The sequence below is a fragment of the Nostocoides australiense Ben110 genome (genome assembly GCF_001050535.1).
Taxonomy (GTDB): domain Bacteria; phylum Actinomycetota; class Actinomycetes; order Actinomycetales; family Dermatophilaceae; genus Nostocoides_A; species Nostocoides_A australiense.
In genome coordinates, this window is the sequence record NZ_HG764815.1 from 563,171 (window position 1) to 573,722 (window position 10,552).

Annotated in this window: 10 protein-coding genes; 5 read left to right on the forward strand and 5 right to left on the reverse strand. The window is 69.5% G+C overall.

Annotation, left to right across the window (positions count from 1 at the left end; genetic code table 11):
- The first annotated feature begins 49 nt into the window (after positions 1-49).
- Entirely contained in the window at positions 50-685 is a 636-nt protein-coding gene (locus BN11_RS02620; protein WP_162213146.1) for an arsenate reductase/protein-tyrosine-phosphatase family protein, read from the forward strand.
- On the opposite strand, the gene BN11_RS02625 is transcribed toward BN11_RS02620, so the two are convergent.
- From BN11_RS02625 to cysC, 4 genes are all read right to left on the reverse strand, one after another.
- Positions 624-2,120 carry a polysaccharide biosynthesis tyrosine autokinase gene (locus BN11_RS02625; protein ID WP_083433472.1) on the reverse strand — a complete coding sequence of 499 codons (1,497 nt, stop codon included), beginning with the start codon at positions 2,118-2,120 and terminating at the stop codon, positions 624-626. The genes BN11_RS02620 and BN11_RS02625 overlap by 62 nt on opposite strands.
- A gap of 250 nt (positions 2,121-2,370) precedes the next feature.
- Positions 2,371-3,129, reverse strand: coding sequence for a 3'(2'),5'-bisphosphate nucleotidase CysQ (locus tag BN11_RS02630; RefSeq protein ID WP_048694095.1), 759 nt, complete (start codon positions 3,127-3,129; stop codon positions 2,371-2,373).
- Between the two features lie 52 nt (positions 3,130-3,181).
- Positions 3,182-4,144 carry a sulfite exporter TauE/SafE family protein gene (locus BN11_RS02635; protein WP_083433474.1) on the reverse strand — a complete coding sequence of 321 codons (963 nt, stop codon included), beginning with the start codon at positions 4,142-4,144 and terminating at the stop codon, positions 3,182-3,184.
- On the reverse strand, positions 4,132-5,340 hold the full coding sequence (cysC, locus tag BN11_RS21585) for an adenylyl-sulfate kinase (protein ID WP_048694099.1): 1,209 nt from the start codon (positions 5,338-5,340) through the stop codon (positions 4,132-4,134). The genes BN11_RS02635 and cysC overlap by 13 nt, the downstream gene beginning before the upstream one ends.
- Before the next feature lie 218 nt (positions 5,341-5,558).
- On the opposite strand from cysC, the gene BN11_RS02645 reads away from it, so the two are divergent.
- Complete coding sequence (locus tag BN11_RS02645) at positions 5,559-6,464, forward strand: hypothetical protein (protein WP_048694101.1); 906 nt, start codon at positions 5,559-5,561, stop codon at positions 6,462-6,464.
- Between the two features lie 166 nt (positions 6,465-6,630).
- Here the strand turns inward: BN11_RS02645 and galK are convergent, their stop codons facing one another.
- On the reverse strand, positions 6,631-7,812 hold the full coding sequence (gene galK, locus BN11_RS02650) for a galactokinase (RefSeq protein WP_053083981.1): 1,182 nt from the start codon (positions 7,810-7,812) through the stop codon (positions 6,631-6,633).
- Positions 7,813-7,879: 67 nt separating this feature from the next.
- On the opposite strand from galK, the gene trpS reads away from it, so the two are divergent.
- The 3 genes from trpS to BN11_RS02665 all read left to right on the forward strand — a co-directional run.
- The gene (gene trpS / locus BN11_RS02655) at positions 7,880-8,905 is read left to right on the forward strand and encodes a tryptophan--tRNA ligase (RefSeq protein ID WP_048694106.1); all 1,026 of its coding nucleotides are present in this window, start codon (positions 7,880-7,882) and stop codon (positions 8,903-8,905) included.
- Between the two features lie 61 nt (positions 8,906-8,966).
- Complete coding sequence (locus BN11_RS02660; RefSeq protein WP_048694110.1) at positions 8,967-9,491, forward strand: 2'-5' RNA ligase family protein; 525 nt, start codon at positions 8,967-8,969, stop codon at positions 9,489-9,491.
- A gap of 19 nt (positions 9,492-9,510) precedes the next feature.
- Positions 9,511-10,552 (forward strand): YihY/virulence factor BrkB family protein (locus BN11_RS02665; RefSeq protein WP_053083982.1); only part of this gene is annotated, 1,042 nt, incomplete at its 3' end.

A 10,552-nucleotide genomic window follows, 5' to 3' on the forward strand; every position in this document is an offset into this window, starting at 1 on the left:
GCCGGACGGGCACTGCCGCCCGGAGACGGCGGCGCGTAGCGTGAAGGGCATGGCATCAGATGGCCCCACGGGGGACGACGAGGGGCTCGTGCTCTTCGTTTGCGAAGGAAATGTCGCTCGATCCGCCTTCGCCGAGGCCGTCATGGCCTCGCGGCTCTCCGGTTTGGGTGTGGCGGTCGCGAGCGCGGGCACGCGAGCCGTGGTCGACGCCGACCTCGACCCGTTGGCGCGGACTGCGGCGGAGCGGCTGGTGGGGGAGGTGGCGCCCTTCCGCGCCCGCCAGCTCGTCACGGAGTTGATCGAGCCGGCCGGCGTGGTTTTGTGCGCCACCCGCGCGCAGCGCGACGACGTCGCCCGGCTCAGCCCACGCGCGATGTCGCGCACCTTTGCGTTGCGCGACTTCGGGACGCTGCTTGCGCACTGGGACGGGCATACGGTCAGCGGGGACGTGGACGCACCGCTCGTCACGCTGCTTGTGCGTGTCGCGGCTGCCGAACGCGGGCTGGTGCCGTGGATGAGCGCCGACGCGGTCGATGTGGCCGATCCATACGGCCGCGGGGCGGCCGCATTCGACAGGATGCGCGAACAGATGCTGCCGAGCCTGCAGCAGATCGAGGACGCCCTCATCGCGCTGCGGGAGTTGAGGGGTTCACATCAGGGAGCTCCGCGGGCGCCACGGCCGTAGCCCCGCTCGCCAAATCGCCCTGCCACAGCTCCAGGTCGGCTTCGGATCGGGGCGAGCGACTGGTCGACTTCCGCGTGCGGGTGCCGTCGGGGGAGTAGTCATAGCGGTAATAGCCGTAGCGGTTGGACTCGTCACGCGGCACCCGGTTGATCACGATGCCGAGCACATTGGCGTTGACTGTTTCCATTGAGGCGAGAGCCCGCTGCAGCATCGCGTCGTGCGCGACCCCGGCACCAACGACCACGATTGCGCCGTCGACGATGGTGGCGATGATTGCGCTGTCGGTGACGGGCAGCAACGGTGGGGAGTCGATGATGACATAGTCAAAGCGCTCCTCGAGCTGCTGCACGAGGCTGCGCATGGCCTGCGATCCGAGCAACTCTGAGGGGTTGGGCGGTGTGGCCCCGGAGCCAAGCACGGTCAGGCCGCGCTGGAAGGGCTGCAGCACGTCGTCGAGATCGGCGCGCTGGATGAGCACGTCGGTCAGGCCCACGGCACCGCTCATGCCGAGATATTCGAGGAGCTTGGGGCGGCGCAGGTCGCCCTCGACGAGGCAGACGCTCAAGCCGGCGTCAGCCAGGGCGATGGCGAGATTGGCCGCGGTGGTGGTCTTGCCCTCGCCAGGCACCGAGGAGGTGACGCTCAGTGATTTGGGGTGATCCGTGGCGTCCACGAACTGCAGGTTGGTGCGCAGCCCGAGGAAGGCCTCCGAGCGCACCGATTTCGAGCTGGACCTGAGCACGAGCGGCGACTTCTGGGCCGTCGAGTCGAAGGGGATGCCGCCGAGGATGGTCGCGTCGGTGACCTCCTTGACATCGTCCTCGCTCTTGATCGTGGTGTCGAGCATGTCGCGCAACACGGCCAGGCCGAGGCCGGCGAGCAGGCCGAGCACCGCGGCGAGGGCGAGATTGCGGACCGGGCGCGGGCTGACCGGCACTTGCGACTCGGTCGCGGGCTTGACGACGGTTACCTTGACGGGGCTGGCCTTGTTGCCCTCGACCTGCTCGAGTTCGTCGACGGTCTTGGGGAATTCCTCGCCGATGGCCTGGGCAACGGCTGCCGCCTCCGATGGGCTATATCCCGTGACGCGCACATCGATGAGCACGGTGTCGGCGGGCACGCTCGCGGTCACTCGCCGGGCCAGGCTCGCCGAGGTCTCATCGACTCCGGTGCTGTCGATGACCGGGCCCAGCACCTTGGGGGTGGAGATCAGTTGGGAATAGGACTTCACCCGCTGCTGGGTGAAGGTGCTGCCCTGGAGCAGGGCGCCGCTGTCTTCCGATCCGGCGGTCGAGACGAAGAATTGCACACTGGACTGATAGGTGCGGGTCGTGAAGGCCGTCAGCAGGGTCGCGATGACCAGGACGGTGACGAGGGCAGCGGCGATGATTGGCCACCGCTTGCGCACGATCCGCAGATAGTCCTGCAATTCCATCGGTGGCGTCGGCTCCGCTCTGGTCGGTGGCACAGACGGCCTCTGAGAGCGGGCAGGACGCCTCGAGGAGGCATGCGCCGGTGGGCACGTCCTGCGAGAGCGACGCATCGCAGCGCCGGGGCGTCACCGGTCAGGCGATCCCGTGGCGCGGCATGACAGAGGTCCTCACGGCCGGGTGGCTGGGGGATTCGACCTTAACTCACAGTAAGCTCAATTGTCACGTCCTCCCCATGGGGGACACAACAGAGCGTTATAAACCCAGGTCAGCGACCGCGGCGAGCACCTGCTCGGCGAGCTCGGGGCGGCATACGATCAGGTCCGGCAGGAGCACATTCTCCTGGTTATAGACCAGGGGCGAGCCGTCCACACGGCTCGTGTGCAGTCCAGCGGCGGCGGCGACGGCGACGGGGGCGGCGGAGTCCCATTCATACTGTCCGCCGGCGTGCACATAGGCGTCCGAGGTGCCGTCGAGCACCGACATGGCCTTCACACCGGCGGAGCCCATGGGCACCAGCTCGGCGGTGAGGGCACCGACGAGGGTGGGCAGCCATACCGGCGGGCGGGAACGGCTGACGGCCAAGCGGAGCGGGCCGTCGTGGGGGTCGGGCAGGGGCGGGGGAGCGACGGTGGAGTGCACGACGCCGCGGGCCGGCATCGCGACGGCGCCTTCGGTGAGCTTGCCCTTCTCCCACAACGCCACATGCACAGCCCAGTCGTCACGCGGCCGCTCGGAGAACTCGCGGGTGCCGTCGAGCGGGTCGACGATCCAGACGCGTTCGGCGCTCAGACGGGCCTTGTCGTCGGCGCCCTCCTCGGAGAGCACGGCGTCCTGGGGGCGGGCCTGCGCCAGCGCGGCCATGAGGAAGTCGTGGGAGCCGAGGTCGCCGGCGCTCTTGAGGTCCTTGGGGTCACCGTCCTGCGGGAAGTCCGCGCGGATGGTCAGCAGGATGTCCCCGGCCTCGTGGGCCAGGTCGGCGGCGAGTTGGCCGTCGGTGCGTGCGTCAGTCACAACGCTCTCTTTCGTGAGATGGCGGGAGGGTGGAAGCAGCAAAGAGGTGCGCTCAGCGCAGGTCCTCATCGGGCGGGACGGTGACGGGGGAGGGCTTGGGTTCGCGCCGCCCGATGGGCACGTGGATGAAGGCGCGCCGGCCGTGGGCGTGCTTGATCAGCCCCCACACGACGGGCCCGAGGATCGCCATCGCCGCGCCGATGATTCCCACCCACACCGGCGGCACCTTCAGGAGCCCGAGACCGGTGAGGGCGAGCACGATCGCGATGCCGCGGCGCAGGATCGACTGCGAGACGAAACCTGCCAGCCGGGCGCCGAGGAAGGTTCCTGGGCTGCCGCCAATGATCAGCGGCAGCAGGATCGCCCAGTCCATTCCGGAGACCATGACGTGCGAGATGGCGGCCGAGAGCACCAGGGGGATGGCCTGGACCAGGTCGGTGCCGACGAGCCGGCGCGCCGACAATGTGGGATAGAGCAGCAGCAGGCTGATCATGATCAGCGACCCCGACCCGACGCTGGTCAGGCCGACGAGCAGACCCCCCAGGGCTCCCACGAGGAAGGTCGGCAGCGGCCGCACGGCCGGGTCCGGCCGGCCGTCGTCGGTGTAGTCGCCGCGGCGCATCTCCAGATAGATGCGCATCGTCAACGTGGAGGCGGCGAGCAGCAGCGCCACGCCGATGGCCTTCTTGACGAACGCCTGCTGATCCTCCGGTTCGCCCGTCGCGGCGATGATCCACGCCCCAGCGAATGCCGTCGGCACCGATCCGAGGATCAGCCACATGGCCAGCCGCAGGTTGGGGGAGCCGTGCTTGTAGTGCACTGCGGCGCCCACGGATTTGTTCACCGCGGCCGCGACGAGGTCGTTGGCGACGGCCGCCGTCGGGGGGATGCCGAGGAAGATCAGCGCCGGCGTCATCAACGCGCCGCCGCCCATGCCGGTCAGGCCGATGACGATGCCGACGAGGAACGCGACAGCCAGCAGTCCCGGGGTGTCGGCGGTGATCAGATCGCCCATTCCAGCACCTCTTCCGATGTCAGGTGGCCCCGCGAGCGCAACAGATCGAGCACCTGCTCGACGGCCGCTTCCACGCTGATGCCGGTCGTGTCGATCGCCAGGTCGGCGTCGGTCGGGTCCTCATACGGGCTGCTGATGCCCGTGAACTCCGGGATCTCACCGCGCCGCGCCTTGGCATACAAGCCCTTGCGGTCCCGCCGCTCGCACTCGGCGAGCGGAGTGGAGATGTGGATCAGCAGGAAGTCGCCGCCCGCCTCGGTGACCATGTCGCGCACCGCGTCACGGGTGCTGGCGAAGGGGGCGATGGGGGAGCAGATGGCGACTCCGCCGTGCCGGGAGATCTCGGCGCCCACCCACCCGATCCGGCGGATATTCGTCTCCCGGTCGGCGGCGGAGAAGCCGAGACCGGCGGACAGGTGGCGCCGGACCAGGTCGCCGTCGAGGAGGGTGACGCTGCGGGCGCCGTCCTCGACGATGGCGTCGCGCACGCTGCGGGCGACGGTGGACTTGCCGGAGCCGGACAGGCCGGTGAAGAAGAGCACGAGCCCGTGCCGGGCCTCGGCGGTATGCCGCGGGCTCAGCTCGAGCAGTTCGCCGCCGCTGTATGCCGCGAGCACCTGGTCGCGCTTAGCGCGCGTCGCCCGGCGGTCGAGCGGGATGGCGACGACATCGCCCCGGCCGATGCGCGCGGCACCCGACAGCGCCGAGCGGATCAGCGTCACGCCGGTGGAATGCGCAGCCAGGGTCGGCCCTGCCAGCACCAGGAAGGCCAAGGGCCGGTGCCCGGCGTTCGCGGCGATCTCGAGCAGGTCCTCTGTCGTGATCGTGCGGTCGACGATCACCGCGACCTGATCCGCTGACACCTCGCCCGGACGGGGATCGGTGTAGTAGCGCTCGAAGGTCCGCGGTGAGGGACTCGACAGCCACGCCGGCTCGGCCTCGACCTCCAGACACCCGTCATGGACGGTCTCGCCCGTCGCGGCGAGGCGCGCGAGCGGCACTCCCTCCGGGTCGACGATTTCCACAGCCCCGGCGCTCGCGGCTTGCTCGGCGATTGCGGCGGGCAGGTGCACGCTCACCGGCCCACCCGGGCCGACCGTTATCCCAGGACCAAAGACGCCGCGCCGGAGCAACTCGAGGTCGTCGAGCACATCCGGTGGCGGGCAATACTGTGGTGGACTCGGAGCCTGGGTCACGACCGACCATTGTGCCAGCCGATATGTCCCACCCGTCACACCCTCGACTCGCGCGCGCCGTGCCAGGCCTGCTGCTCAGTCCCGCTAGCTGCGTGCAGATGCCCGTTGCAGCGAAATCACTGCTTTAGCAGTGATTAGGCAACATACATAACCGAGCGCGAAACGGCACTTGTGGATAACCCGACGGGCTCGGCGCCAGCGCCGGGCACGATCGAGACATGGGCAACCGGTGGCGGCAGCGAGGGGTGATTATCCCGCCTCTTGCCGAGCTGCCGCTCATCACGGTCACGACGGCGCTCGAGACGATGTCCTGGGCCGCCGTCCAGTGGAAGGTCGACAGCGGACGCTGGCAACGCTTTCACCAGGGGGTCTACATCACGCACAGCGGGCCGGTCGATTGGCCCACGCGCGCCGTGGCCGGGTGGCTCAGCGTGACACGGCCGTCGACGGCGGAGATTCACCGCCTCTCGAAGGAGCCCGGCTACCTCTTGGAGCAGCGTCTGGCTGGCTTGGGGGGCTGGTCCGCCGCCTATGTCGAGGGTCTCACCACCGACGAGCCGGAGGTCGTGGAGCTTGTCGTCCCACGCCGCCGCAGCCCCGCAGTTCCCGAGGGGGTGCGTTTGACCCGGTCCGATCTGCCCATGGTGCGGGCCAATCTGTGGCTTCCGCGCACGAGCATCGAGTCGACGGTGATCATGCTTGCCGCGCGCGAGGACACCGATTCGACGTTGGCGCTAGTCGGCCGTGCCTTGCAGGATCGCAAGACCACGATGACCCGGCTGGCCGGCGAGCTATCGCGCTGGACGCGGCATCCAGCAGGTTGCTGGCTCCCCGAGGTCCTGACCTCCGACAACGACGGAGCCGAGGGCACGCTGGAGTTGCGGTGGGCCCGTGACGTCGAACAGGCCCACGGCATCCCTCCTGCCAGTCGCCAGGCCCGCCAACTGATCGGAGGTGTCGGCTGCCGGCACGATCTGACGTACGACGAGGGCCCGCCTGCGCATCGAGCTCGACGGCTTCCTCTTTCACGATCGCGCCCGGGCGCGAACCGACCGCAAGAAGGCCAACGCAACGGTGGTCTCCGGGCGCTCGCAATTGCGCTACGGCTGGAGCGAGGTCGTTGACGAGCCCTGCGTGACCGCCGCGGAAGTCATCACGTTCGCCAGCTCACGGGGCGCCCGCTGGACCACCCACCCTTGTCGACGCCCCCATTGCGCTGTCGTCCGCTGACTCCTTGGGTGTGGCGAAATCCGCGCCAAGGCACAGATATCGCCACACGTTGTTAGCGCGTTAGTCGTCACGGCCGGCGCCGGGTCCGGGGTATACTGCGAAGGTCGCCGGCTCGGGGAAGCCAGCGTCGATGGCGAGGCGTTTGAGGAGTTCGGTCACCTGCTCGACCAGTTCCTTTGGCACCAACGCGATCGCCGAGCCGCCGAAGCCGCCGCCGGTCATCCGGGCACCCAGGGCACCGGCGGATTCCGCGGCTGCGGTCACCAGGTCGAGTTCTGGGCAGGAGACCTCGAAGTCGCTCCGCAATGACGCATGGCTCGCGGTGAACAGCCGGCCGAGCTCGGCCCAGTCGCCCGCCCGCATCGCGGCCACGGCCTGCCGGACTCTCGCGATCTCGGTGACGACATGCCGCACCCGCCGCGCCAGCACCTCCGATGACTCACCCTCGACGTGACCTTTAGCCCCCAGCCGGGTGGCCGCCGTCGTCAGATCGGCGGGCTCAATCTCACGCAGGCTCGGGACACCCAGCGCCGCGGCGGCGCGTTCGCAGGAGGTGCGGCGGGCGGCATACTGCCCGTCCACCAACGCATGCTCGGCGCGGGTGTCGATGACGAGCAGGGTCAACTCGGCCTCGTCGATGGGGAAGGGCACCTGCTCGGTGGCGCCGTCTCGGCAGTCGAGCAGCAGCGCATGCCCGGCGGTCGCGAGCAGCGAGGCCGACTGGTCCATGCCCCCGGTCGGGGCGCCCGCGATGTCGTTCTCGGCGCGACGGCATACCTCGACCAGACGTCGACGGTTGGCATCGTCGGCCAGCAGGCCCAGGCCGTAGAGATCGGACAGGGCGGCGCCGACAGCGCACTCGAGCGCCGCCGAACTCGACAATCCCGACCCGAGCGGCACCCGGCCGTCGAGGATGACGTCGGCTCCGCCCACCGCATACCCGGCCTCGCGCAGCGCCCACGGAACCCCGGCGGCATACGCCGCCCAGCCACCGGGCGTGCCGGGCCCGATGTCGTCCAGGGCGACCTCGACGACTTCGACGGTCTGGACGCTGCGCACCCGCAACCGGTCGTCATCGCGGCGGGCCGCGGCGGCATACGTCCGCTGCGGCAACGCGATCGGCAGGGCCAGCCCGTCGTTGTAGTCGGTGTGCTCACCGATCAGATTCACCCGGCCCGGCGCCGACCAGACCCCCTCCGGGGCGCGCCCGAAGGTCTCGGCGAAATGCGTGCGCAACTGCATTCCTGCGAGTCTACGGACGACCGATACCGGTTTGGGCGCGTCGGTCCCGGCTGACACAATCGCGGGCATGTCCAGTGACACCACCGCCGTCGCGCGCCGCCAGCGCATCTTCTCCGGGATGCAGCCGACCTCCGACTCGCTGCATCTGGGCAACTACCTCGGCGCGCTGGTGAACTGGGTGGCCCTGCAGGAGGAGTACGACGCTTTCTACGGGGTCGTCGACCTGCACGCCCTGACTGTCCAGACCGAGCCGGCCGTGCTGCGGGAGCGGTCGCGGCGCACGGCGGCGCAGTACCTCGCCGGCGGCGTGGACCCTGCCCGCTCGACGCTGATGCTGCAGTCGATGGTGCCCGAGCACACCGAGCTGTCGTGGCTGCTGGCCTGCCACACCGCCTTCGGCGAGGCGAACCGGATGACCCAGTTCAAGGACAAGATCGCCAAGGGCCAGTCGGCCAATGTCGGGCTGTTCACCTACCCGATCCTCATGGCGGCCGACATCCTGCTCTACGACGCCGACCTGGTGCCGGTGGGCGAGGACCAGCGCCAGCACCTGGAGCTCACGCGCGATCTCGCCGAGCGGGTCAACGGGCGCTTCCCGGGCACCTTCGTGGTGCCCGACGCCTATATCGTCAAGGGTTCGGCCAAGATCATGGACCTGCAGGATCCGACGGCGAAGATGTCGAAGTCGCTCTCGTCGGACCTAGGTCTGATCGACCTGCTCGATGACCCCAAGCGGATCACCAAGAAGATCAAGTCCGCGGTCACCGACCCCGAGCGGGAGATCCGGTATGACGTGGACGCCAAGCCCGGCGTGTCGAACCTGCTGGTGATCCACTCGACGCTGTCGGCGACGCCCATCGCGGAGCTGGAGCGGGCGTTCGAGGGCAAGGGCTATGGGGACCTGAAGGGCGAGGTGGCCGAGGTCGTCGTCGCCGCTCTCGAGCCCTTCCAGTCGCGGATGGCCGAACTGATGGCCGACCCGGCCGAGCTGGACCGGATCATCACGGCCGGGTCGGACAAGGCCCGCGAGGTGGCGTCGGTGGTGCTCGGCCGCCTGCACGACGCCCTCGGGCTGCTGCCGCGGGTCCGATGAAACCCGATACTTCGGGCACGCGTTTTCGCGTTGACCCCGCGCACCGGTAGCCTCCGTTCTCGTGCTCACGATCGGGGTCGCCATCGATGTGCCCGAACCCTTCGGGAGCGTGCTGCAGCACGCGCGGGTCGCTGCCGGCGACCCGCTGGCCAAGGCCATCCCGCCGCACGTGACCCTGCTGCCGCCGACCGTCGTCAGCGGACCCGAGTCGATGGAATTCGAGGCGCACTGCGAGCGGGTGGCGGCGGCATACCGTCCCTTCGAACTGGAACTGGACGGCACCGGCACCTTCCGGCCGGTCTCACCGGTCGTCTTCGTCGCCCTCGCGCAAGGCGCGGAGCAGTGCTCGGCGCTGGAGCGCGCCGTGCGAGCGGGGCCGGTCGAGCGGCTGCTGGATTTCCCCTATCACCCGCACGTGACCATTGCCCACCACCTGCCCGAGGAGGCGCTCGCCGCGGCCGAGTGCTCGCTGGCAGACTTTCGGGCCGCGTTCACGGTCTCGGCCTTCCATCTCTATCACCATGGAGCCGATGAGATCTGGCGGCCCGTGGTCGCCTTCGAACTCGGGGCCCGCGTGCCCCGGTGACGGACAAAGGCGTGCCGGTATGCAGTCGCTGAAGGATCTTTGGAAGCGCTTCAGCGTCTCGTCGGTATGGCGGGCGTGGCAGCGCTACTCGACCGCGCGCGGCAGCCTGATGGCCGGCGGGGTCACCTATTTCGCGTTCTTCTCGCTCTTCCCGGCGATCGCGCTGGGGTTCACGATCTTCGGGCTCGTGCTGCGCGACCAGCCGGGGATCCTCGCTGACGTGCAGGAGGCCATTGAGAAGCAGTTGCCGGGGTTCATCCAGTCCCCGGACAATCCGGACGGGCTGATTCCGCTGTCGATCCCCAGCGGCACGACCCTGAGCGTCACGGCCCTGATCGGTGTGCTCGGCCTGCTGTGGGCGGGCCTGGGGTGGATGGGGGCGCTGCGCGACGGCATCCGCACGATCTTCGGGGCCCCTGGCTCGCCGGGGAATGTCGTGACCGCCAAGCTGCGCGACCTGCTCGTGCTCGTGACGATCGGGTTGGCGATCGTGGTGACGGCGGTCTTCAACGCGGCGACGAGCGCCGTGGCGGAGTGGGTGTCGGAGCGTGTGGGCCTGGGGAGCCAGACCTGGATCGTCACGATTGTCGGGTTGCTCGCGTCCTTCCTGGCCAACGCGCTGCTGGTGGCCATCGTGTTGCGCGTGCTGTCGGGCGTGGACCTGCCGTGGCGGGCGGTGCGCAATGGCGCGCTCTTCGGGGGCGTGGCGCTGACCTTGCTGCAGACGTTCGGCACGCGGCTGATCGCCGGGACGATGGACAACAAACTGTTCGCCTCGATCGCCCTGGTCGTCGGGTTGCTCGCGTTCATCAACCTGATCTCCCGGGCGGTGCTGCTGTCGGCGGCGTGGGCGGCCAATGACGTCGAGGCGCTCCTGGCCTCGGCCCAGTCGCAGGTCAGCGAGGGGGAGCAGCACAAGCTCTCCGAGGGGCCGCTGACCCGGGAACAGGCCGATGCCGAATGGACGGACCGGTCTGTCGGCGGCGGGGTGCCGCGCGGGGCTGGCGGCCGGGTGGCAGCGCAGCGGGAGGCGGCGGGTCCGGTGGCAGCGCAGCGGTCCC

Bases quoted from the DNA above. Each gene is read 5' to 3' on its own strand.
- BN11_RS02625 (WP_083433472.1), bottom strand. From the start codon at position 2,120: ATGGAATTGCAGGACTATCTGCGGATCGTGCGCAAGCGGTGGCCAATC.
- galK (WP_053083981.1), bottom strand. From the start codon at position 7,812: ATGCAGTTGCGCACGCATTTCGCCGAGACCTTCGGGCGCGCCCCGGAG.
- BN11_RS02620 (WP_162213146.1), top strand. From the start codon at position 50: ATGGCATCAGATGGCCCCACGGGGGACGACGAGGGGCTCGTGCTCTTC.
- BN11_RS02635 (WP_083433474.1), bottom strand. From the start codon at position 4,144: ATGGGCGATCTGATCACCGCCGACACCCCGGGACTGCTGGCTGTCGCG.
- trpS (WP_048694106.1), top strand. From the start codon at position 7,880: ATGTCCAGTGACACCACCGCCGTCGCGCGCCGCCAGCGCATCTTCTCC.
- BN11_RS02645 (WP_048694101.1), top strand. From the start codon at position 5,559: ATGGGCAACCGGTGGCGGCAGCGAGGGGTGATTATCCCGCCTCTTGCC.